Consider the following 23,405-nt stretch of genomic DNA (forward strand, 5'->3'; position numbering starts at 1 on the left):
ATCTGCATCGCTGGTACCGCCAGACCTCGCCGATAGGTGGCGTTTGCTTCGTGGACTACTGGAACATTCTCTCCCGCCTGCAGGGAAAGCGTATCCTCGGCATCAATCCCCCGGTACGGGATTTTGCCTTTTTCGATCTCTGGGCGAAACCGGTTGGATTGCTGTCACTCCTGTTCCAGTTGCGGAACCAGGGAAACGCTGTGGAACTTGTTGACGCTGTCCATGAAGCGAGGACAAAGCCCATCAGCTATGGGCGGTGGAAGACAGGGCGGGAAGAGATCGCCAAACCCGCTCCATACAGGGGGACGACGCGCCGGTACTTTCATTTCGGTCTTACCGAGGATGCCCTCACCAAACGGCTGCAGGGGGTGGAACCCCCGGACCTGATACTGCTCACCTCCATGATGACCTACTGGTATCCCGGTGTCTTCTGGTGTGTCCGCGTACTTCGGAGGGTCTTCCCCGAAATTCCCATTCTCCTCGGAGGTGTCTATGCGCGGCTCTGCCCCGAGCATGCGGCCGCCTCGGGCGCCGACATGATACAGAGCGCCCCTCTGCCGGTTCAGGAAGATCCGGAGGCCTTCACGCTCTACGAGCGACCGGGATATGTGGCGGTCCGGAGTTCGAGCGGCTGTCCCTATCGTTGCTCCTACTGCGCCTCCCGGGTGCTCGACGGTTCCTACCGCCACTATCCTGTCGAGGAACTGGTTGCCGGCGTGCGTCGCGTCATCGACCGGTTCGGGTGCGCCGATCTCGCCTTTCTGGACGATGCGCTCCTGGTCGGTAAAGAGGAGCACTTCTACCCTCTCTGCGACGCGCTCCGCGCCGGCCACAGCAACCTGCGGCTGCACACACCCAACGGGCTGCACCTGCGGGAGATCGACAGCACCTGCGCAGACGTCCTCTACGGAACGGGATTCCGGACGATCCGCCTGAGCCTGGAGGGAACCGATGCATGGACCATGTCGCAGAGCTCTGCGAAAATGGAGAAGGCCCACTACTGTCGTGCGGTGGACGCCCTCCGCAGGGCGGGTTACAGGAATAGAGACCTGGAAACCTATATTCTTGTCGGGATGCCGGGGCAGAGTGTCCGGGCTATCGAGGACAGTATCGCCTTCGCGAAGGACTGCGGAGGAAGGGTGAAGCTCGCCCAGTATTCACCGATTCCGGGAACGTCGTTTTTCAGGGAAATCGCAAAGCAGGTTCCCGCCATCCGGGAGGAGCCGCTTTTGCAGAACAACACCGTCTTCGCGACCCAAGTGGGGAAGATCTTTTCGGCGGAGACCTTGCAGCGACTCAAGGATATTGCCCATGCCTGAGGAGGGTCTGCAGATGGAAAAGGAACAGGAACAGGGGCACCAGCGGTACACAGGTGACCAGAAGGGGCCTGTGCAGATGCACATCGCCACGGAGGTGCTCCATGATCTGATCGAGCTGCCCCGGAAACGCAGACTGCGCACCAAGGTGTTGTATTCCGTCAGCGTGTTCACCGGAACGGTGCTGATATGGTCGGGGCTATGGTCCATTGTCTCCACGATCCCGGTCCTGCGGATTCCTGTTGTATCGCTCCTGGTGACAGGGTACTTCTTCCACCGATAAGAGAAGGGTTGTTGACGGTGGTGCTACGGCACCGCGAGTACAGATATTGGGGTGATGGAATTGGCCCGGAAATACGCGAAGCGACTGCTCGTATTGCGCGAGGAAGTGCTGCAGTTCAAAGAGGCGGCAGAAAAGATCCAACAGCGGGAGTCCTCGTTAAGCAAGGAAGAGAACCGCTTCCTGTCGGCCCTGTCGGCGCTGGTGTCCATCAGCGGCGCAAAGGTGACCTTTCCCTATGGCTGCATGCGTTTTGTCGTCCAGATGGGTACCAAGGGGAAGTATATGACCAGCTATACACTTGAGACTCCGGACGCCGAAATGGAGGAGTATATCAACGAATTTGGGCTCTCCCAGACGACAGCGAAGAGTCTCTATATTCTGGAACATTCCGATGCCATCGTGGATGCGTGTATCGAAGCCCTGAAAGAGAGGAATGAGGATCTCAACCAGTCGATCTCCCGCCTGGACCAGACCCTCGCTTAGGAGTCTGCCGGACACCCTGGTTCCGTGATGTGTGATATGAACACAACACTGTCGGGGCGGCCACAGTGGCCGCCCCGACAGTGTTGTGTCTGTCTCCCTTTGGTTGGTGCTTATTCTTCCTTTTCGGGGAAACGTGGTGTGCTGCCCCCGGATGATGACGCGGCAGAGGGGGGCGTGTCCAGATGGACATCCATCTGGGGGTACGCGATGGTGATGTGGTGCCGGCGGAAGAGACGTGTAATGGCAAAACGCATCTCGCTCTGCACCTTGAACCCGAAGGCGGTATTCATGTCCACCCAGAAGTAGAGGTCGAAGATCAGCGCGCTGTCGCCGAAGTCCCTGAAGATGACAAAGGGCGCCGGATCCTTGAGCACCTTGATATTGCTGTTCGCCACCTGCAGGAGGAGTTCGCGTACCAGCTCGACGTCGTCATCGTAGGAGACGCCCACGGTGAGGGTGTTGCGCATGCGTTTGTCGGAGTGGGTCCAGTTGATGATCTTGTGGTCCAGCATGTAGCTGTTGGGGATCAGGACATCGATATTGTTGAAATCCCTGATCCGGGTATATCGGGAGTCCACGTCCTGCACCGAGGCCAGTGTGCCGTCGATCTCCACAATGTCGTTGATGCGGAACGGACGCTGCAGCATGATCAGCACACCGCTGATGAGATTGCTCAGCAGCTTCTGGGCGCCGAAACCAAGACCGAGGGCGAAGGCACCGCCGAGGAAGGCGAAGGCTGTGAGCGGAATGTTGACGGTCCTCAGTGCGGCGAGGGTGAAGGAGAGAACCAGGACGAAAAAGAGCCCCCGCTGGATCGCCTGCGCCGCGTCCAGCTCCACGTCGAACTTGACGAGCAATCTCCGTTGCACAAGTCTGGAAAACATCCTGCTGAACATGAATCCCAGGATGATCAGAACGAGCGCAATGAACAGCTTCCCCACGGTCACGGCGTGGTCGCCGGCGGTCCACAGCTCGTAGTACCAGATACCCAGAAGCTTTTCCTTGGAGAAGGCGGAGACCTTCTGTGCGATCTGTACGGAACCGAGTCTTGATTCTACTTCTTTGAGCAGGCGCTGATTCAGGCTCTTGACAGACCGCATCATGGCGATCAGGTTGAGGTTGTGCTGGATCGTCTCCTTCAACGCCGCCACTTCGCTCTGGATATGCGGAACAAAGGGTTTGGGCAGATTCTCCTCCTGGAGAGTGTTCTGCGCGGTGGCCATCTGTGATTGCACGGAGGACTGGAACTTCTCCTGGGAAAGGAGGCTTTCGTCGAGGCGTTTGTCGCGTTCCGCCGCATTGTCACGCAAGCTCCGCAGCTCGCCGGCGGAGTGCTTTTTCTGCAACAATGCGTAACGCTGGGTCCAGATATGCTTCCTGGTGTTGAGAAGATCCAGCATCATGTGCTTCTGCTCGAGAGCGCGCTGGTAGTAGTCCCTCCAGGCCCTCCGTTCACCAAGCTCCACCTCGGCGGCACGTTTCTCCTGTTCCTGGACCGCCTGGTCAACCTTTGTCTGTGCCCGCAGATAGGCCTTCTCCACCTTTTGCAGGTTCTCCTTGAGCCCTTCTATGCCCTTCTGGACATCCTGTATCTCCTCGTCGATGTGCTGGGTCTGCTTGTTCAGGTCCTCTTCGCTGTAGTGGAGATGCTCCTTGATCCAGGCGCTTGCCTGTTTGGTGATCTCCATTTTGTTGTCGAGAATGCTCTGTTCCGTTTCGAGGTTTGCGACGTGCCGGGTCTGGAAGGCGATCATCGCCTCTTCCACTTCTTCATTCAAAAGGGCGGAGTTGAGGTCCCAGGTGAGTTTCGGCGCAGCCTGGTCGGCGGCGACGGCGGCGACCTGTTCTTTCAGTCGCCTGATGCTCTGCTGTGTCTGGCCGAGCTGCTCCTTTGCCTTCTGGAGGCTTGTCTCGGCAAGCGTCAGGGCTGAGCTGGTGGAATCCTTCTGCTGCTGCAGGGTCTGGATGGTATCGAGATAGCTGTCGTAGAAGGAGAGCGCAAAGGGCGGCTCCTTTTCGATCCCGTAGGCCTGCTCGGCTTTTGCATCCTGAAGCCGCTGCAGCTCCTTGGCGAGGGTCTCGCTCTTATCCAGCGCGGTGAGAAGGCGTTTGTAGAGGGTCTGCAGCGTACTGAGCGTGGTCGCCCGCTGTTGCAGCTCTTCCGCAGGCACCTCCGGCGGAGGCGGCGATTCGCCGGCGGCCTGGAGATTGGCGCGTTCAATGCGTGTGTCGAGGTTCTCTATCAACGTTTCCAGCGTCTCTGGATCGGTAAGTTCCTGTTCCTTTTGTTCCGACAGCTTCACTGCCTCGGTTTTCGTTTCCTCTCCCGGCGACGGCGTTGCCTGCTGCGCGGGGATGGAGGACGCGGTACCGAACAAGAGGCACAGCATGATGGAGAGCATGCAGATTCCTGTATTGATTTGCCGGAGATTCACTGTATTTGGTGCACGCTTCATGGGTCCACTCCCTCTTCAGTTTGCAGATACGCCATCAAGGTGGCCTCAGCCCATATCGGAGGCGACAGCGATGTGTGGCTTTCCTAAAATGGCTATCGACTTTCCCGTGCTGATGAACTCCCCTTGCTTTTCCCCGGGAGAAGAAACCGGATCCCGGGGAACCAGTGTACAGCTGGTGCACCCGCAATAGAGCCGGGGTGCGCTGTTGCGGAACTGCCGGAGGGTACTCCCTGCTCTGCGGCGTTGACAGTGTCGATGCGCTCCGGGACATCATTGCTCCGCACCGCTGGGGCTGGGTGGAGATACAGGGGTTCTCGCGGGGTCCAAAGAAACCCGACTCCGGGTGCTGCGGAGCGCGGTATCACTATATTGTACTACAGAGCACGACAGGGGAAGAAGGCCCGCCGGGCCCTCTTCCCCTGTCGTTGAGTTTGCGGGGCGGGAACGGGTTTAGCCGTTCAGGAGACTGTCGGCCTTCTCCCTGATCGCTTTTTCGGTAACCTCTCCGCCGGTGATCCTCTCCTGGAGTTCGCCGTTTTTGTAGAAGAGGAAGGTGGGCACACCCATAACGCGAAGGGAGATAACCAGACGACGGTTTTCGGCCACATTGAGCTTGCAGAACTTGACCTTGCCTTCGTACTCCTTGGCCATCTCTTCGACCTTCGGCATGATCTCCAGGCAGGGGCCGCACTTCGGGCCCCAGAGGTCCACGACAACAGGGATGTCGCTTTGCTGTACCTCTTCTTCGAAATTGTCCTTCGTTACTTCAATCAAAATGGTCACCTCCATAGTGATTCCGGCCTTCAGCCGGTTCCGGCGGGGGGCGATCCCCCGAAAAAAACAAATCCACAAAACAACCAAACGATACCAATCTTTCCGTGCCGGTGCCTTGTGCGTAACCACAAAAGAAGGCTCGCAAGGACAAATAAATTGTGCAGCAGCACAAGCTGTTGCCCTCCGGCAGACGAAAGGATAGCACTGCCGTCAGGATCTCTCAAGTTCTTGAGAGAGGGAGATCACCTCTCGAAGAGCAAATCCAGGATCTCCGCTCTGCTGTCCTTGAATTCCCGCAGCTGACTGGCGCAAACCCGCGTTGTCGCCCTGTCGCCCACCCGGAAGCTCAGCAGCCCCAGCTGGTAGAGGGCGTTCCGATTGTCAGGGGCCTGCTCCAGAACGCGGCGGAATGCCGCGATGGCCTTGTCGGTTTCCTTGAGGGTGCCGTAGGCGAGCCCAAGCTTGTAAGAGATATCCGGGCTGGTCGGCGCGATGACCTGGGCCTTGCGGTAGTGCTCGATAGCCAGCTCGTACTCGAAGAGCCGATAGTAGAGGTCGCCCACCGTGACCTGGACAGGGGCGCTTCCGGGACAGCGCGCGGCCTCCTGGAGCGCTTGGTCGAGCTGTGCCTCCTCCTTGATCGTAGCCTGGGCCTCCCGGGCCGGTGGCGCGCCCGCTGCCAGGAGTGCCGCGAGGATGACCAGGATGCACCCCCAGGTGGGAATGTCTGAACATCCGTTCATGTGAATCCTCCTTTCGGTGCAGGAAACCTTGTACCGGGCACTATCGCAGCGCCGGCATCTCACCGGCCACGGCGTCGACTTCAAGGATGTCCAGCCTCTTCCTTCTGCGCGGTGCTGCCTCAAGGCCGAACCGTTATTTTGCCCAGATAGAGGACATCACTATACAACACCTGAGCGTCGTAGGCCGATCCCCGGTTTCCGTACCGGTCTCGAGACTCCTGTTTCCGGGAATTCCCTGTGCTTTGCAACGAATGTAGCATGAAGCGATGCCGCGGACAACAGGGGAGTTGGGCGAAGGGAGGCGGTGGCGTACAATGGACCACGCTTTGCAAGAAACGAAAACGGCCGGGGAGGAACCGCCATGTTTGTCTGTGTAACGCTTGCGCTCTTTGTGCTATTGGTCTGCGCTCCCTTTTTGCTGATCACCTTCTGGATAACCCGCCGGAGAGGCGTCAAATGAGCCCCGTGGCCCTGGTTGCTCCGATACTGGCCTTCGGATGCTATACCCTGGCGATCATTGTCTTGACGGGGCGGGGGTACAGGTGGAACGAGGATCGGTATCATTTCTACCTTGCCCGGCGCAATGTCGGGCTGTTTGCTTCCATCTGCACCTTCGGCGCCACCTGGATGAGCGCCGCCTCGTTACTGGGTTTCACCATGGGATTCTATAGAGAGGGCTGGATCACCTTTTTCAGCTCGGTCAACGGTTGGCTACTCGGGCTCGTTCCCATGTGCTTTGTCGTCTTCCGACTGCGGGCCACGCAGGCGCTCTCTCTACCGGAATGGGTGGAGCGCCGTTACGGTGACAGGCGGCTCCGCCCTCTCACCGGCGCGGCGCTGGTGGTGGCCTATATCTTCTATATCGTGATCCAGTTCAAGGTCTTCGGCAACATCGTCTCCCGCATGCTGGAGATAGAGCATGTCTTCGTGGCTTCCTCTCTGGTCTACCTCTTTGTTCTCTATACCACCTTTGGTGGGCTTCCTTCGGTGGTACGGAGCGATATCCTCAACTTTGCCCTGATCATAGGCGGTGTCACCGTGGCGGCCGTGGCGTTGATGGCACAGGTCGGGACCAGCGCGAATCTGCCGGCGCTGGTCCAGCCGGAGCAGGCGGTGGTGAGCCACAGCCCTCCCACCTCGCTGGTGACGGCTGTGCTGATCATCTTCGGGTGGGGGCTCGGTGTGGCGGCGAACCCCCAGTATGCGATCCGGATCGTCTCCGCCAGGAACACCGGCACGGCCCTCAACATGCTGAAAAGCGTCCCCTTTCTGGTGGGATGGATCTATCTCTGCCTCACAGCTATCGCTCTGGGCGGGAAACGTCTGCTTCCGGCTCTGGCGGGGACGCCGGAAGAGACCTTTACCGCCCTTTCCCAGACCGCCCTCCCGCTGTACGCATGGATTCTGCTTTTCCTGGCGGTGATCGCTGCGGCGGTAAGTACCGCCAATTCGCAGCTTCTTCTCGCTGCGTCGTCGTGGTGCCACGACATCTTTGCCGGTTGGGCAACCAGGGGGGGAGAAGAGCTTTTTCTCCTCCGGAACAGGGTGGTGATTGCCGTGATCGCCTCGGTGGCACTGGTCCTCAGTTTTTTCCCGTTACCGGGGATCATGATTCTCGGACGGTACAGCTGGGCCGTTGTGGCCCTCTGCTTCCTCATCCCCCTCTACAGTCCGAAGCCGCACGCGCCGAAAGCGCTCTTCCCTGTGGTCTGTCTGGGATTGGCCGTACACGCGGCCACCATTGCCGTGTTCCGCGTGATGCCTGAGGTGGCCCTGGTCCCCGCCCTGGTAGCCGAAGTGGTGCTGTATGTGGTTCTCGCAAGGAGGTCTGCCTGACTCGATGCTTGGAAACAACGTAGAGACCCAGCTCAAACGGATTGTCATCGGGATTGTGCTGACCCTGGTGACCGTGCTGCTGGGAACAGGCCTGTACCAGGGGTACAGGCAGCGTAACCAGGAGGCGGCGGCGGTGCTGCAGCGCATCAGACCCGTGGTGCAGGCGCTTTCGGGAGAAGCAGCGGCACCGCTGCTTTCGACGCTTGAGCCGTGGTGGAACATCGACCGTATCCAGAGTGTCTCTCCCGAGCTCTACGGTGGGGAACTGCTCTTTACGGCCGACGGCAAGGGGTGGCTGTTGACGCTGGACCGGAAGAAGATATGGATGCATCTTCTGGAGCGGAACCGTCCACTGCTTGTCGTGGCGGTGATCGCCGTTCTCTTTTCTCTGGAGATTGTCATATTCTGGGCCTATGGCATCACCAGACCGCTCAAGCGCCTCGCCTGGGGGCTTGACGAGGTAAGCCGGGGAAACTGGGTGGCGATCAACACGGGAAAGCGGACACCCGCGGAGATCCGTCAGCTGTCGCGGGGCTTCAATACAATGGTCGAAGAGCTCCGCGAATGGCAGCAGGTGCAGCGGAATATCGCCAGAATGGAGCGCCTGGCAGCCCTGGGAAAGCTTGTGGCGGGCGTTTCCCACGAGATCAAGAACCCTCTGGCATCGCTGCGCATCCATATCGAGCTGCTCCGGGAGTATGTCCATGACGAGGGGCGGGAGCACTTTTCCATCGTAGAAAAGGAGCTGGATCGCCTCAACAAGATCGTACTGCAGCTGCTTCGATTCTCTACAAACCGATCTCCAGCCATGCAGGAGCTTCCCCTGGCTCCCCTGTTCGAGTGGTGTCGTGAGATACTGTTGGTCCGGCTGGAAGAGAAGCGTGTCAGCTGGAATGTGGATGTCCCTGGATCCCTGACGGTCTGCGGCGAGGAGGCCCAATTGCAGCAGGCCTTTCTCAATCTCTCGATCAATGCGATTGAGGCGATGGATGAAGGGGGAACGCTTTCGATCAGGGCCGGACGCGGGGAGGGTGGGGTGGCGGTTTCCTTTGTCGATACAGGGCCTGGTGTCCCGCTGTCGGTGCGCGAACGCATCTTTGATCCCTTCTTTTCCACCAAGCAGTACGGGACTGGCCTGGGGTTGAGTGTCACCCACCAGATCGTGGTGGACAGCCACGGCGGCACGATCGAATTGGTTCCCCGGGAGCGGGGAGCGGAGTTCCGCCTTACATTGCCGAGAGGAGGTGCCCCCTGCGGTGCAGGTATGGATCGTGGATGACGAGGAACACTTGGTACGGGGATTGCGTGTGGCCCTTGAACGGGAAGGCCACGATGTCACCGCATTCCATTCTCTCAGCGCCCTTCGGGCTGGGCTGTCCGAGCAGATGCCCCCCCATGTGACACTGCTGGATGTGCGACTGCCCGACGGTGACGGTCTGGACGCACTGCCCCATATCCTGCAGGCGGCACCCTGGGTCCGGGTGATTGTGATGACCGCCTTCGGGGATTCCTCCACGGTGGTCCGTTCGATCCGGGAGGGAGCCTGGAATTTTCTGGACAAGCCCTTCCCTCTGGAAGCAGTCAAGAATATGGTGCGCCGGGCCGGAGAAGCGCTGCATCTCTCCAGAAGGGTCGAGAGTCTCTCCAGGGAACAGACGCAGCAGTTGATCGGATCCTCTGCGGCGCTGGAACGGGTGTGGTCTTTCCTCCACAAGGTGGCGCCGCATCAGGATGTCAATGTGCTGCTCCAGGGTGAGAGCGGCGCAGGCAAGGAGGTCGTCGCCCGCCTGCTGCACGATATGGCGGGCTGTTCCGGCGAGTTTGTGGCTATCAATTGCACGGCCATCCCGGAATCTCTGCTTGAGGCGGAGCTCTTCGGGCACAAACGGGGCGCCTATACGGGTGCCGAACAGGATAAGGAAGGGCTGATCTCCCTTGCCGGAAAGGGGACCCTCTTCCTCGACGAGATTGCCGATATCCCCATGGAACTGCAGGGGAAACTGCTCCGTTTTCTTGATTCCCGGACCTACCGTCCGCTGGGTGGCATGAAGGAAAGCCGTGTGGCCCTCCGTGTCGTGTGCGCCACCGCCGGTTCGCTGGAACAGCGGGTACAGAAGGGGGCTTTCAGAGAGGATCTCTACTACCGGATCTCCCTGTTGCCGCTCACGATCCCGCCCTTGCGGGAACGTGGACGGGATGTCCTCGAGCTGGCGCGCTACTTCCGGGATTTCTTCTGTGATAAAAGGGGCCGCAAGCCCTTCGCCTTCACGCCCGAAGTGGAGGATGTGCTTCTGTCGCACCCCTGGCCGGGGAACGTCAGAGAGATGCGCAATCTCATCGAACGCATCGCCATACTAAAGGATGTGGAGGACCAGTTTGTCCGTCTCTCCGACCTGCCCCCCGATATGCTTGAAGGGCTTCCCGATACCCGGAATCCGGGGAAGGAGGACAGGGACGTCTCGCTGGTAGATCGTGTGGACAGGTACGAACGGGATTTGATCGAGGGAGCCCTCAACGGAAGCGGGGGGAATCGAACCCAGGCCGCGAAGAAACTCGGCATATCGAGGTACGCGCTGTTACGGAGGTTGCAGAAGTATGGCTTCGCCTGATTGGAGGCCCCACCTTCGTGCGGAGCTGCAGGTCCGGCCGGTTCCTCTCCCCCTACTTCTGAGCCGGCTGCGCATCCTCTACGTCCGCGGAGCCGCGTTGACGGAAACCCTCTCCGAGGCGCTCGGGGATGACCCCTTTATCGAACTCGTCCCTCCGCCGGGACTGCAGAGGGGTTCCCAGGATCAATCCCTGGAGCGTGTCGCCGGTGCCGTTTCCATGGAAGAGGAGCTCTACAGGCAGCTCAGCACGTGCCCGGCTTTGCGGCGGCTGCCTTCATCGGCAATCGCCACACTGCTGTCTGCCCTCGATCGCAGGGGATACCTCAGGACCCCCCTTGCGGCCCTGTCGCGGGAACTGCATCTCTCTGCAGATCAGACAGAAGAGCTGCTCCACGCCGTGCAGAGCTGGGTCGACCCACCGGGTCTCTTCGGCCGTGGGTTGGCCGAGGTGCTCCTGCTGCAGCTCCAGCGTGCCGGTTCGGCGGAGAGCGATGCCGCATTCCTGCTCAGGGAGTACGTGCCTCAGATCGAGCAACAGGACGTAGACGCTGTCCAGGAGGCCACGGGGTGGCCCAAGGAGCGCATACATCACGCCCTCGAGGAATTGGCGCGGCTCACGCCCTTTCCCGCGCAGGATATGGAAGGTCCCCGGGATTCTCCACCCATGCCGGAGATCGCGATCTCCTTTGCCCAAAAACAAGTGCGGGTTCGACTGGTCCGGGAAAACCTGCCGACGCTGCGTTTTGAGGGCACCATAGCCTCGAGGAGGGGAGCATGGCCTTTTCTGGAACGGGAATCCAGGGCCCTGTTGCTCGCGCTGGCCGGGAGGTACCGAATGATGGTGCGGATCGCCTGTTATGCAGGCCAGCGCCAGCAACGCTACCTGGAGGAACAGAGCCATGCTCCGGGACCGTGCACCATGCGCCAAACCGCTGCAGCGCTGGGGGTGCATCCCTCCACAGTGCACCGGGCCGTAGCCGGGACCTGGGCGACGTCTCCCCGGGGGATCGTCCCGCTGGAACACCTCTTTTCGCGCCCGCTGCGCGCGCGTCCGGATCTCTCCGTAGATGAGGTCAGGCAATATATCGCCCAGGGACGAAGGATGGGGAAGCGGGACAGGAGGATCGCCCGCGAGCTTTCCCTTCCTGTACGGACGGTGAGCTACCATCGCCGCTGTTGCCGATAGTGGAGCCTGTCGCTGGAGAGCAGACCGTGCGCCTGCAGTGGTGTCCGTGCGGAATCCGCACAGCAGGTTGGCCCCCTGGGTTCGGTGGGTGGCTGCAGTTGCAGGGTTTTCGGGATTTTTCATTTTGGCAACTTTGTTGCTTGTAAAGGGGTGGAGGTGCTGCATGCGTCAAGTGCGATCATCGTTTGCGGGAAGGGGGTGACGATGGCGTCTCGCGGCAGCTGGTTGTACAGTGGAATAGGTGGATGAAACAAAAAGGAGGAATATGCGAATGAAACGGTTTTTTGCACTCTGCGCGGTTTCCCTTCTGGTAGTCGGTCTTCTTGCCGGTTCCGCATTTGCGGCGACCCGGTGGAACGTCAACTCGGTATGGCCGACCAATAACCATCACACCCAGGGACTGGAGCAGTACGCTTCTATGGTGGAAGAGGCGACGGACGGTGAACTGGAACTGGTTGTCCAGGCCGGCGGCGCCCTTGGATTCAAAGGCCCCGAGCTGCTCAAGGTGGTCCGCGACGGCATCGTTCCCATGTCGGATATGCTGGTCAGCGGTGTGCAGGGCGACGAGCGGATCTTCGGCATCGTCACCCTCCCCTTCCTGGTCCACAGCTTCGAGGAAGGCCGGCTGCTCAACGAGATCGCCCGTCCCTACTTCGACAAAGCCTGTGAGGAGAAATGGAACCAGAAGATCCTCTACATCGCTCCCTGGCCGGCTGCGGGGCTCTGGACAAAGGAGAAGGTCACCTCCCTGGAAGATATGGAGGGGCTCAAAACCAGGACCTACGACAAAAACGGCGCCCTTGTCATGGAAGCCGTCGGGGCGACCCCCCATCCGCTGCCCTTCAGCGAGGTCTACTCCTCCCTGGCAACGGGGCTGATCGACTCGGTTCTGACCTCCACACCCACCGCAGTGGACGCCAAGTTCTGGGAAGTGCTCAAATACTTCGACCGTATCAATGTGACCATGGCTACCGATATGGTGACCGTCAATCTCCGGGCGTTCAACAACCTTGACCCGGAACTGCAGGAGGTTCTTGTCGAGAAGGGCAAGGAGATGGAAGAGATTATGTGGAGCAAGGTCGCCGAACTGGACAAAGAAAAGGAAGCGATCTGCAACGAGCACGGTATCGTCAGTGTGCCCATCTCCGAGGAATTCATGAACAACCTTACCGATGTGACCGCGGATATCCGCGACGAGTGGCTCGCCAAGTCCCCCGAAGAGGCGAAGGAGATCTACAACGCCTTCCTCGAGGAGGTTGGCAGGAAGTAACGGCACAGGGCATACCGGTCGACCTCTGTGCCGACCGGTATGCTTTTTTGTTTCCGGTAAGGAGGAGAGATTGTGAACGCGATCATTCGCTGTATCGACAGGATTTCCAGGCTTGGCGGCGTGCTGTCAGGCATTTTGATTGTGTTGGGGACATTGCTGGTGTCTTCCGAGATTGTGGCGCGGACCTTTCTGGGGACCACGCTCTATATCTCGGCCGAGTACGCAGGCTACTGTATGGCTGCGCTCACCGCACTGGCCCTCGCCTATACGCTGCAGGAGAAAGGCCATATCCGTATGACCTTTCTTCATACAGCCCTTCACGGGAGGAAGCGGCTCATTCTTGATCTGATCTGTTATGGAGTGGGGTTTGTCTTCTGCATCCTTCTGACATACGCAACCTGGAATTTCTTCTGGGATTCCGTGGTGAGCGGGACCAAATCCATGGGTATCACCGAGACCTATCTGGCGATTCCCCAGTCCTTCCTTTTCATCGGCGCGGTGATGCTGATGCTGCAGTTTGTGGCCGAGTTTTTCCGTGATCTTCAGAAGCTCCGCAGAGGCGAGACGGAGAACGTGGGTGAGGCTGTCCAGCTGGGGCGGTAGGGAGCGCAGTCCCCGTTGTCTATGCAACGCATGGAGCGGTACGCACACTGATCTTGAAAGGACGTCGGTACCATGGATCTCTTTACGGTTTCAATGACCCTCCTGGGGCTGCTGGTGCTTTTCCTGGGCAGTTCCGTATGGATCGGAATCTCTCTTTTTTTTGTAGGTCTGGGCGGTCTTTTTCTCTTTATGAGCATCCCCGACCACGTGATCATCAATATCATGGGGAACGTGATGTGGAACAATACCAGCGGTTCCACAATGCTGGCTCTGCCCCTCTTCATCTTTATGGGAGAAATCCTCTTCCGGAGCGAGATATCGGGCAATCTGTTCAAGGGGCTCTCGCCATGGATGGACGCAATCCCCGGGCGTCTGATCCACGTGAATATCTTCGCCAGCGCCCTCTTTGCCGCGGTGAGCGGTTCTTCGGCGGCCACCACCGCCACGGTGGGTAAGATCACGCTGCCGGAACTGTCGAAACGCAACTACAGCAGAGGATTGTGTCTCGGCTCCCTTGCCGGTTCCGGAACCCTCGGTTTCCTGATCCCACCCAGCATGATGATGCTGGTCTATGGGATCATGGCCGATGTCAGTATTGGGAAACTCTTTGTCGGCGGCCTTATCCCGGGACTTATGATAGCCTTTCTGTTCAGCGGGTATGTGATGGCCCGAAGCCTTATGCATCCGGAGTTCGCACCGGCAGGCACGACTGCTCCCACCTGGGGACAGCGGATCCGCTCTCTGCCGCTGCTTGCGCCTGTTGTGATACTGGTGGGCTTTGTGCTGGGGAGTATCTACGCCGGCTGGGCCACCCCCACTGAAGCCGCAGCGGTGGGGGTGCTGGGATCGCTCTTCTTTGCGGCCCTGAGCAGAAGCCTGACCTTCGATGTCTTCAGGCAGGCGTTGATGGGCGCCGTCAAGACGAGCTGCATGATCATGTGGATTGTCTGCGGGGCTGCCTTTCTCTCCGTTTCGGTGGGGTACCTCGGGCTCCCCAGGGCGCTCACGGAGTATATCGGTTCGCTGAACCTCTCGCCCTATCTGTTGATTGTGATCCTCTCTGTCATGTACCTCTTTATGGGATGTCTGCTTGACGGCTTCTCCATGATCGTCATGAGTCTCCCCATCGCCCTTCCTCTGGTGAATCTGGCGGGGTTCGACCCCCTCTGGTTCGGGATCTACCTCGTCATCATGATCCAGCTCGCCCAGATCACACCGCCGGTGGGGTTCAATCTCTTTGTCATCAATGGGCTCGTGGACGAGAGCATCGGGAAGATCGCCATCTCGGCCCTGCCCTTTTTCATCATGCTGCTGGTCATCACTGTTGTCCTGACGCTCTTCCCGGGTATCGTACTCTACCTGCCCAGCCTTATGGTGGGGGGAGGCTAGGGGATGTCCTTCCGGATCACCCAGGCTGGAGACAGCTGTCTCCTCGTCGAATTCGAAGAGCGTATCGCGCCGGAGACCAACGCCAGGGTCCATGCCCTCCGCGAAGCCGTGACCCGTCGGGGCCTCACCGCCGTTGAAGAACTCGTCCCGGCCTACCGTTCCCTGGCGGTCTACGTGGATCCCCTGCAGATGCGTTCCTGGGAGTCTCTGCGAAACGTCCTGGAAGAGATTGCTTCCACTGTTTCCGACTCCACCCCTGGAAAGCGGGAGGGGCTTGTCCTGCCGGTCCTCTATGGCGGGGAGGCCGGGCCCGATCTTGACAGCGTAGCCGAAAACGCCGCGCTCTCCCCTGACGAGGTCGTAGAGCGGCACAGCGCTGCAACCTACTACTGCTACATGCTGGGGTTCACCCCGGGGTTCCCCTATCTCGGCGGGATGGATGCCTCCATCGCCACCCCCCGACTGGACTCGCCCCGCACAAGGATACCGGCGGGCAGTGTGGGGATCGCCGGAGCCCAGACGGGCGTGTATCCTGTGGAGAGCCCCGGCGGGTGGCGGCTGATCGGGCGGACTCCGCTGGCGCTCTTCGACCCCGACCAGTCCCCGCCCACACTGGTACAGGCGGGGATGTGGATCCGTTTTCGTCCGGTGACCCGGGAGGAGTGGGAACACATCGATGCCTCTGTGAGGCAGGGTGTCTATCAGCCCGATCGGTTTACGGGTACCGAGGAGGAAGAGCGATGAGGTTCCATGTTGTTTCCCCGGGCTTGCTCACCACTGTTCAGGACCTGGGGCGGAAGGGCTACCAGGCCATCGGCATGCCTGTCGCCGGTGCCATGGACGCCTGGAGCTTCCGGGCGGGGAACATCCTGGCGGGCAATCCCGAGAACAGTCCGGCGCTGGAGGTGACGGTACTGGGGCCGACCCTGGAGGTGGAGGGGGACGGCCTGGCCGTTCTGGCAGGCGCCGACCTGGGACTCTGCCGGAACGGGACCCCCATTCCACCCTGGACCGCCTTCGCACTGCAGGAGGGGGACCGGCTCTCCTTCCGCGGTCCCCAGGGACAGGGCGCCCGTGCCTACCTCTGTCCGGCCGGCGGTATCGCGGTGGAATCGGTCATGGGGAGTGCCGCAACCTACCTGCGAGCCTCCTTCGGCGGCTACAACGGACGCACCCTTGCCAGGGGCGACGCCGTGGAGTGCGGATGCCCCTTTCCTCTCTGGCAGCGTTCGCTGGGGTTCTGCTGCCCCGAGGGGCTACGGCCCCGCTTTGGGGAAAGCGCCGAGCTGCGGGTCCTGCAGGGCCCCCAGTACGAGGCCTTTACGGAAGCGGGAAAAGTGACCTTCTTCGACAGTGTGTTTACCGTGGCCGAAGAGTCTGACAGAATGGGCTACAGACTGACAGGGCCCGAGATCGAACACAGGGAAGGGGCCGATGTCATCTCCGACCCCATTCCCCTCGGTGCCGTGCAGGTGCCCGGCCACGGCAACCCTATCGTCATGCTTTCGGACCGTCAGACCACAGGGGGGTACACCAAGATCGCCGTGGTCTGTACCGCCGATATCCCTGTGGTGACCCAGCAGCTTCCCGGGGGAGAGGTGCGGTTTCGGGAAACCACGCTGGAGGAGGCGATCGAGGCTCTGCAGGAGCAGGAAGAGGCGCTTGAAGACCTCCGCCGGGCCAGGGCGGCCTTCCGTTCGGCTCCGCAGCCCGTCGGAACGGGCCGGACTGCCGCCACCTGGAAGCTTACCGTCGACGGCAGAAGCTATCATGTGCAATGGGAGGAGACAGAAGATGCCCAGGATTGATTTCAACAGTGACCTTGGAGAGGATTTCGGCGTCTATTCCATCGGGATGGACAGCCAGATCATGGAGCAGATCACCTCGGCCAACGTCGCCTGCGGATTCCACGCCGGCGACCCGTCGGTGATGCGGAAAACGGTGGCGACGGCGAAGGAGAAGGGGGTCGCCGTAGGCGCCCACCCGGGGTATCCCGATCTGCTTGGCTTCGGCCGCCGCTCCATGAAATGCAAACCTGAAGAGGTCTATGACTACTGCCTCTATCAGATAGGGGCGCTGATGGCCTTTGCGGCCCTGGAGGGCGTGGCCGTACAGCATGTGAAGGCCCACGGCGCGCTCTACAACGACTCGGCGAAATCGCCGGAACACGCCGAGGCCATCGCCCAAGCCACCAGGGATGCGGGCAGGGGAGAGATCATCCTGATGGGGCTTGCGAATACCGCCTTCGGACCCGCAGCCGAGAAGGTGAAGGTGCCCTTTGCGGCGGAAGCCTTCGCTGACCGCGCCTATCAGTCCAACGGCCATCTCGTGCCGAGGGGAACCCCCGGAGCGGTGCTGCACGATCCAGCTGTGGCTGCACAGCGGGTGCTCGGCATGATCACCGATGGGACTGTAGAAAGTATCGACGGAGAGCAGATCGCACTCCGGCCAACCTCCATCTGCCTGCATGGCGATACCGGGGAGGCCGTGGAGATGTCGGCCTCGATCCGGCGTCATCTGGAGGAGGCCGGTGTCTCGGTGGTCCCGATGAAGGAGCTGGTTGGCAGATGACCGATCGAACGCAGTACGCCACGCCGGAGAAGGCCCGCAGAGCAATACGGGACGGAGAGTGGACAGGCCCCACCTCGGGCCTGGTGCCGGGAGCAGCGCAGGCGAATCTCGTGATGCTGCCCAGAGAGTGGGCCTACGATTTCCTGCTGTTCGCCCAGCGGAATCCAAAACCCTGCCCCGTGCTCGACGTGACGGAGATGGGCGACCCCGAACCCCGGGGGGTCGCTCCCGGTGCGGATATACGGACCGACCTGCCCCGGTACCGGGTTTGGCGGAAGGGCGAACTGGCGGAGGAGCGGGAGGAGGTGGCTTCCCTGTGGGACGACAGTATGGTCGGCTTCCTCCTTGGATGCTCCTTCACCTTTGAATGGGCCATGCTGCAGGCCCACATCCCGGTGCGTCATATCGAACTGGGGCGGAACGTGCCGATGTACAGAACGACGGTTCCCTGCAGAGAGGCCGGGCGACTGAGCGGTACCATGGTGGTCAGCATGCGCCCCATTCCGGAACAGCTGGTCACGAAAACAGTCATCATCACCAGTCACTATCCTTCGGTGCACGGAGCACCGGTGCAGATCGGACATCCCGAAGGAATCGGCATCACCGATCTGGATGCTCCCGACTTTGGGGATCCCGTTCCGGTGAGGGAGGGGGAGGTGCCCGTTTTCTGGGCCTGCGGGGTGACACCACAGAGTATCCTTATGTCCTCCCGCCCACCCTTTGCCATCACCCATGCGCCGGGACATATGTTCATCTGCTCGGTCAGGGATTCCGAATACGCCATCTGTTAGGTATCCCCAGGCGGGGTCGGTGCGGATCTCCGGTGCCGGCGCACGCCGCAACCCCAACGAGCTTGACAAGACACCCCGCGGGTGGTATACAGTTTACCAAGTCAGAATTATGACAGCGAGGTTTTGGTCCATGACCCCTTTAGATTGTAAACAGTTTGCAACCACAGCGGCATATTACTATTATTACGCCTACCGTAACGCGGGAGCCAGTGGAAGGCAGTCCGGCGTCTAGGCGTCTTTGGACTGAGTCTACCGGCCCCCGCCACGCGCGGGGGCTTTTTTTTTTATCCCCACCGGGGCCCGGCGGGGATACCATGAGGCAGCCTACAGAAGGGATGATCGTGATGGTTGGAAAAGCAGAGACAGGCGACAGAAGGCCGATGGATAGACTGAGGGGAACGCTCCAGCGCATCTGGGAGGAGCGGACACCCTACAGCGAAACAATGAAGCAGGCAGGTGTACAGCCGGCGGACATCAGAAACCGCGAGGATGTCGCGCTGCTCCCCTTTATGAAAAAGAGCGACCTCAGGGACCACTATCCCCTTGGCCTGATCGCCTGCCCGAAAGAGGATCTTGTCCGGGTGCATGCATCCTCCGGGACCACCGGGAAACCGACGGTGGTCGCCTATACGGAGCGGGATATCGCGACCTGGACGGAGATCATGGCGCACCGGCTCCGGGTGGCGGGTGTGACACCGGGGGATGTCTTCCAGGTTGCCCTGGGGTACGGGCTCTTTACCGGGGCTCTCGGGTTCCACTGGGGCGCCGAGGCATTGGGGGCCATGGTGGTTCCCTCCGGCGGGGGGTTTACGGAACGGCAGATCATGCTCATGGAGGATCTCGGTACGACGGTCTTTACCAGCACCCCCTCCTACGCTCTCCATCTGGCCGAGCGGATCCGCGATATGGAGGGCGTAGGGGAGCTCTCGCTTCGGATCGGCATCTTCGGCGCCGAGGCATGGTCTGAAGGAATGCGTTCCCGTATAGAGAAGGATCTGGGGATCACCGCGCTGGACTCCTACGGTCTCTCCGAGGTGATCGGCCCCGGGGTGGGGATGGAGTGCCCGGAAAAGCAGGGCTGCCACATCTCCGACGAGCATTTCCTTATCGAGGTGATCAACCCGGAGACAGAAGAGGTGCTTCCGAAGGGAGAGATGGGCGAATTGGTCATCACCACCCTTACCAAGGAAGCGCTGCCCGTGGTCCGCTACCGCACCGGGGATATCACCCGCATCCTTCCGGGCTCCTGTCCCTGCGGTTCCACCGAACCGCGTATCGACAGGATTCAGGGGAGGAGCGACGATATGCTGATCATCCGAGGGGTCAACGTCTTCCCCTCCCAGGTCGAGGTCGCCCTGAGCCGCGTCGAGGAGCTCGCACTCCAGTACTGCCTCGAGGTAACGGAGAAGGACTACATGAAGGAACTCGCCGTCCACTGCGAGACCATCGAACCCCTTTCGGAGGAGCGGACCGGCCAGATCGCCAGGAGGGCCCTGAAGGCCATCCACGAGGTAACGGGCATCCGCACCTCCGTGAACCTGCTTCCCCCCGGAAGTCTGGAACGTTCCGCCGGGAAGGCGAAGCGTATTGTGCAGCCCGTATAGACAGGGGCCTGCATCATTGCTGGAAAAAGATATGCTATACTCAATCCATTGGCACATTTTATATGGAAGGGGTGTCTGTAGTGGGTAGAGAACTGCGGTGTGTCCTGGCATTGGTAATCGCTGTTTTCGTGGTCACAGGGGTAGCCGGAGGCGCGGCGGCCTGTACCGCGGTCTACGCCGGATCGGATGTCACGGCTGACGGGTCTGTGTTGATCGCCCGTAACGAGGACTACGGTTCGGCAAACTGGCCCAAGCACATGGTGGTCCGTCCGCGGGAGGAGCACAAAGCGGGTGCAATGCAGGAGTTCGTGACGGGGCTCGCTGTTCCCTGGCCGTCTGTTGGCTACAGGTACACAGCCGTCCCGGACTGGGATCCCTCCTGGGGGCCCTTTGAGGAAGCGGGCGTCAACGAAAAGGGGGTCGCGGTGAGCGCCACCCTGAGTGCGGAGTCCAATGAAGCCGTTCAGGCTGCCGATCCCTTTATCGAGAACGCGGGAATCGAGGAAGCGGTCATTCCCTCACTCATCCTTCCCAGAGCCGATACGGCACGGGAAGGTGTGGAACTGCTGGGGACCTTCGTTGAGAAATACGGGGCCATGGCCGGCAATGGGCTTGCCATCGCCGACAAACAGGAAATCTGGCAGATGGAGATCGGTTCCGGCCATCAGTGGGTGGCGGTGCGAGTGCCCGACGACCGGTGTGTGGTGGCTGCCAACGCCTTCCGTCTCAAGCATGTGGACCTCACCGACAGCGACAACGTGATGGCCTCCGGGAAGGTCTTCTCGCTGGCAAAGGAAGAGGGGTTTCTGGCAGAGGGCTCCACTCGGGATGACTTCGACTTCGCCGGAACCTATGGAGTGATGGGTGATCCCTACAATACCTACCGCATCTGGCTTGGCCAGAAGCTGCTGACCCCCTCTGTCCAACAGAATCCGGAATCCGAGCGGTTCCCCCTCTACATGACCCCGGACGAACCGATCAAACCGCGTGATGTCATGGATGTGCTGCGCGCCGACTATTCCGGCACCGTGCTGGAGGGCAAGGCGGAGCGCCCCATCGGCTACCACGGGACGCTGGAAAGCCATATCATCCAGCTGCGGCCGGATCTCCCCGAACTGATTTCCCCTCTGATCTGGCAGTGTTTCGGCACGGCCCCGTACAGTGTCTATCTTCCTTTCTACGGGAGCATCACCGAAACCCCGGAACTCTTCCGGCGCGGCAACGACCAGTACAGCCCCAACTCGGCATGGTGGATCTTCAGAAGCGTAGCGGCGCTGGCGAAGACCGATGAACAGCGGCTGGGAAGCCAGTTGCAGGAGCTGTGGCGGAGCTACGAAGAGGGGCTGCTCTCCCGCCAGCCCTACGTGGACGAGATGATCGCTTCCATGCTCGCCGACGGGAAGGGCCGGCAGGCCCAGCAATTGGTGGACGACTATTCCAGCAACACCGCCATCGCTGCCGTCGAACAGGCAAGGGCGTACGGAAGGCAACTGGTCACGCTGTTGACCAAAGCCGGCGAGAAGGACTACGACCCGAAACTCTGCCGGTAGCCTGCCTGTCAGGGAATTCTCCGGCAACTGTGACGCCCCGGCCTCCTGTACGAAGGGCCGGGGCGTCTGGCGTTTCCCTGTGAGGACAGTACGGCGGGTTGTGTGCGGTTAGAGCAGCCCCTGCTCCTGCAGTGCTTTATCGATAGCCGGCTTATCGAAACCGACAATGAAGTTCTCTCCGATTTCGACGACAGGCACCCCCATTTGCTGGGTTTTGCGAACCATTTCCATAGCGGCTGCCCTGTCCGCACCGACGTCGATGGCTTCGAAATCCACACCCTGCTGCTGGAGATATCCCTTTGCCTTGTCACACCAGGGGCAGCTACTCGTGGAGTAAACTTTTACCGACATGCGTCATCATCCTTTCTTATACCTATGAGGGGTATCTGCGGAGATTATGACACAGATGCACCTGGAGCGCAAGTGTACTTGTTAATGAAAAGACAGGCGATACCGAAACTCTGAATGGAGGTGGGCTGCCTTGGAGGATAAGAACCTTGTCTATCAACAGTTCGAGAAGATCAGAGAGGCCCTGAACGAGAGCGGATATACCGTCCTGTTGTGCATCCAGCCGGGGAATTCCGAAAAGGGAGACCCCCCAACCATCGCCGGAACGGTGACCTTCCGTGGCCCCCCGGAGGATCCACAGGATGTGGAATTCCGTACTGTCGAGCAGATGGCCCACGATGCAGGGGTGACGGCAGCCGGGGGCAGGGCGTAGGGAGCATTGCAAAGGAAAGAGAATTGCAAGGTGCAGAGGAAGGCGGGGAGACAAGGGTTGTCTCTTCGCCTTCCTCTTGTTGTGTCAGACCTTTGGAGAGGTCCTGGGGAAGAATCCAATGGCCCTCCTGAACAGAACACTCCGGATATCCCTGAGGCGGGTCGCCGCAGGGAACGGCACCCTGGCGATCATGACCCCCAGGAGGATCAGTGCGCCTCCCTGGATCAGGTAGAGGCTCACCGCCTCGCCGAGGAGGAGTATGCCCCCCAGGGCTCCAAAAAGCGATTCCGTGCTCAGTATCAGTGACGCATGTGTGGAAGGGGTGTACCGTTGGGCCAGATTCTGGACCAGCACGGTGAACGCTGTTGCGAAGACAGTCAGATAGGCGAGGTTCCACAGTGCATTCATAGAGATATGATCCGGCAGCGGTGCGGAAAACGGTGTCATCATGAGGCTCAAGCCGCCGGTGATGCCGATCTGAAAGACCGCAAGCCGGACAGCATCGTGCCGTTTGCTGAAGACCCCCACCAGCAGCATATGGAGCGCAAACAGCAGGGCGGCGGCAATGCTCAGCGCATCCCCCGATCCCAGAGCAAACTGCCCCTGGAGCGAAAGCAGCGCCACCCCGGTCAGACAGAATGCCGATGCGGTCACAATGCGGATTCCGGGGAAGACCCGGGTGACGAGCCATTGCAGCATGGGGACAAAGACCACATAGGAGGCGATGATGAACGCCTGCTTGCCGGCAGCGGTGGACTCCAAGCCAAAAACCTGTGTGGTGAACGCTCCGAACAGAACGAGGCCCACCGCCATAGCAGCGGCGATCTCCGATTTAGTGGTCCCACGCAGCCGTTTTCGAAAGCAAACGGCAAGAATCAGGAATGCGGCACTGAATTTCAGCGCATTCAGCCAGAGCGCCGGGAAGACAGCCAGGGCATCCTTGCTTGCCACATAGCCGAAGCCCCAGCAGAAGGAAGCCACAAAGAGCCACATGTCAGCAGCGAGAACCTTGTGTCCGGACATGGGACACCCTCCTTTCCAGTGGTAGTGGTACCTGAACCCCTGGAAAAGAGTGCCCGGCATGCTCAGTGGAGCATTAGCAAACCACCCGAGGGGTCCAGGGTGCACCTATGGATGTGGAACAAAGCAGCTGTAGAGCAGGTTGTTGCGGTACATCGGTGGTACCCATGGACTCCCTCCTTCTGAGACAGTTCGAGCTG

The 23,405-nt window shown here is 60.3% G+C and carries 22 protein-coding genes; 17 read left to right on the plus strand and 5 right to left on the minus strand.

Features of this window, described 5'->3' with window-relative positions:
- Window positions 1–50 precede the first annotated feature (50 nt).
- From K9L28_00110 to K9L28_00120, 3 genes are all read left to right on the plus strand, one after another.
- On the plus strand, window positions 51–1,319 hold the full coding sequence (locus tag K9L28_00110; GenBank protein MCF7934734.1) for a radical SAM protein: 1,269 nt from the start codon (window positions 51–53) through the stop codon (window positions 1,317–1,319).
- 13 nt (window positions 1,320–1,332) lie between these two features.
- Window positions 1,333–1,599, plus strand: a complete 267-nt coding sequence (locus K9L28_00115) for a hypothetical protein (protein MCF7934735.1) — start codon at window positions 1,333–1,335, stop codon at window positions 1,597–1,599.
- A 93-nt stretch (window positions 1,600–1,692) separates the two neighbouring features.
- Window positions 1,693–2,082, plus strand: a complete 390-nt coding sequence (locus tag K9L28_00120; GenBank protein MCF7934736.1) for a hypothetical protein — start codon at window positions 1,693–1,695, stop codon at window positions 2,080–2,082.
- Window positions 2,083–2,192: 110 nt separating this feature from the next.
- On the opposite strand, the gene K9L28_00125 is transcribed toward K9L28_00120, so the two are convergent.
- The 3 genes from K9L28_00125 to K9L28_00135 all read right to left on the minus strand — a co-directional run bounded on the left by K9L28_00125 (window position 2,193) and on the right by K9L28_00135 (window position 6,055).
- Window positions 2,193–4,385: a mechanosensitive ion channel gene (locus K9L28_00125; protein MCF7934737.1), complete on the minus strand. Its 2,193-nt coding sequence runs from the start codon at window positions 4,383–4,385 to the stop codon at window positions 2,193–2,195.
- A 603-nt stretch (window positions 4,386–4,988) separates the two neighbouring features.
- Window positions 4,989–5,312, minus strand: coding sequence for a thioredoxin family protein (locus K9L28_00130; GenBank protein MCF7934738.1), 324 nt, complete (start codon window positions 5,310–5,312; stop codon window positions 4,989–4,991).
- A gap of 242 nt (window positions 5,313–5,554) precedes the next feature.
- Window positions 5,555–6,055, minus strand: coding sequence for a tetratricopeptide repeat protein (locus tag K9L28_00135; protein ID MCF7934739.1), 501 nt, complete (start codon window positions 6,053–6,055; stop codon window positions 5,555–5,557).
- A 456-nt stretch (window positions 6,056–6,511) separates the two neighbouring features.
- Here K9L28_00135 and K9L28_00140 point away from each other — a divergent pair, with 456 nt between their 5' ends.
- The 13 genes from K9L28_00140 (at window position 6,512) to K9L28_00200 (ending at window position 21,464) form a co-directional block, all read left to right on the plus strand.
- On the plus strand, window positions 6,512–7,891 hold the full coding sequence (locus tag K9L28_00140) for a sodium:solute symporter family protein (protein MCF7934740.1): 1,380 nt from the start codon (window positions 6,512–6,514) through the stop codon (window positions 7,889–7,891).
- Window positions 7,892–7,895: 4 nt separating this feature from the next.
- A complete protein-coding gene (locus K9L28_00145) occupies window positions 7,896–9,170 on the plus strand; it encodes a HAMP domain-containing protein (protein MCF7934741.1) in 1,275 nt (424 codons plus the stop codon).
- Window positions 9,148–10,500 carry a sigma-54 dependent transcriptional regulator gene (locus K9L28_00150; protein MCF7934742.1) on the plus strand — a complete coding sequence of 451 codons (1,353 nt, stop codon included), beginning with the start codon at window positions 9,148–9,150 and terminating at the stop codon, window positions 10,498–10,500. Before K9L28_00145 ends, K9L28_00150 begins: the two co-directional genes overlap by 23 nt.
- Window positions 10,487–11,686 carry a hypothetical protein gene (locus K9L28_00155; protein MCF7934743.1) on the plus strand — a complete coding sequence of 400 codons (1,200 nt, stop codon included), beginning with the start codon at window positions 10,487–10,489 and terminating at the stop codon, window positions 11,684–11,686. The genes K9L28_00150 and K9L28_00155 overlap by 14 nt, the downstream gene beginning before the upstream one ends.
- Before the next feature lie 271 nt (window positions 11,687–11,957).
- Window positions 11,958–12,956: a TRAP transporter substrate-binding protein gene (locus tag K9L28_00160; protein MCF7934744.1), complete on the plus strand. Its 999-nt coding sequence runs from the start codon at window positions 11,958–11,960 to the stop codon at window positions 12,954–12,956.
- A 72-nt stretch (window positions 12,957–13,028) separates the two neighbouring features.
- Complete coding sequence (locus tag K9L28_00165) at window positions 13,029–13,559, plus strand: TRAP transporter small permease (protein MCF7934745.1); 531 nt, start codon at window positions 13,029–13,031, stop codon at window positions 13,557–13,559.
- A 72-nt stretch (window positions 13,560–13,631) separates the two neighbouring features.
- On the plus strand, window positions 13,632–14,948 hold the full coding sequence (locus K9L28_00170) for a TRAP transporter large permease subunit (GenBank protein MCF7934746.1): 1,317 nt from the start codon (window positions 13,632–13,634) through the stop codon (window positions 14,946–14,948).
- Window positions 14,949–14,951: 3 nt separating this feature from the next.
- Window positions 14,952–15,692: a 5-oxoprolinase subunit PxpB gene (gene pxpB / locus K9L28_00175; GenBank protein ID MCF7934747.1), complete on the plus strand. Its 741-nt coding sequence runs from the start codon at window positions 14,952–14,954 to the stop codon at window positions 15,690–15,692.
- Window positions 15,689–16,756, plus strand: a complete 1,068-nt coding sequence (locus K9L28_00180; protein ID MCF7934748.1) for a biotin-dependent carboxyltransferase family protein — start codon at window positions 15,689–15,691, stop codon at window positions 16,754–16,756. The genes pxpB and K9L28_00180 overlap by 4 nt, the downstream gene beginning before the upstream one ends.
- Window positions 16,743–17,519, plus strand: coding sequence for a LamB/YcsF family protein (locus K9L28_00185; protein MCF7934749.1), 777 nt, complete (start codon window positions 16,743–16,745; stop codon window positions 17,517–17,519). Before K9L28_00180 ends, K9L28_00185 begins: the two co-directional genes overlap by 14 nt.
- The gene (locus tag K9L28_00190; protein MCF7934750.1) at window positions 17,516–18,310 is read left to right on the plus strand and encodes a putative hydro-lyase; all 795 of its coding nucleotides are present in this window, start codon (window positions 17,516–17,518) and stop codon (window positions 18,308–18,310) included. The genes K9L28_00185 and K9L28_00190 overlap by 4 nt, the downstream gene beginning before the upstream one ends.
- Before the next feature lie 344 nt (window positions 18,311–18,654).
- Window positions 18,655–19,914: a phenylacetate--CoA ligase gene (locus K9L28_00195; GenBank protein ID MCF7934751.1), complete on the plus strand. Its 1,260-nt coding sequence runs from the start codon at window positions 18,655–18,657 to the stop codon at window positions 19,912–19,914.
- Between the two features lie 80 nt (window positions 19,915–19,994).
- Window positions 19,995–21,464, plus strand: coding sequence for a C69 family dipeptidase (locus K9L28_00200; GenBank protein ID MCF7934752.1), 1,470 nt, complete (start codon window positions 19,995–19,997; stop codon window positions 21,462–21,464).
- Window positions 21,465–21,572: 108 nt separating this feature from the next.
- Here the strand turns inward: K9L28_00200 and K9L28_00205 are convergent, their stop codons facing one another.
- The gene (locus K9L28_00205; protein ID MCF7934753.1) at window positions 21,573–21,815 is read right to left on the minus strand and encodes a glutathione S-transferase N-terminal domain-containing protein; all 243 of its coding nucleotides are present in this window, start codon (window positions 21,813–21,815) and stop codon (window positions 21,573–21,575) included.
- A 130-nt stretch (window positions 21,816–21,945) separates the two neighbouring features.
- Between K9L28_00205 and K9L28_00210 the strand changes: the two genes are divergently transcribed.
- On the plus strand, window positions 21,946–22,185 hold the full coding sequence (locus K9L28_00210) for a hypothetical protein (protein MCF7934754.1): 240 nt from the start codon (window positions 21,946–21,948) through the stop codon (window positions 22,183–22,185).
- Between the two features lie 84 nt (window positions 22,186–22,269).
- Here K9L28_00210 and K9L28_00215 read toward each other — a convergent pair whose 3' ends face one another.
- Window positions 22,270–23,208 (minus strand): DMT family transporter, encoded by a 939-nt coding sequence (locus tag K9L28_00215; GenBank protein MCF7934755.1) that lies wholly within the window; start codon window positions 23,206–23,208, stop codon window positions 22,270–22,272.
- Between the last annotated feature and the right edge of the window lie 197 nt (window positions 23,209–23,405).

This window comes from Synergistales bacterium, assembly GCA_021736445.1.
Taxonomy (GTDB): domain Bacteria; phylum Synergistota; class Synergistia; order Synergistales; family Aminiphilaceae; genus JAIPGA01.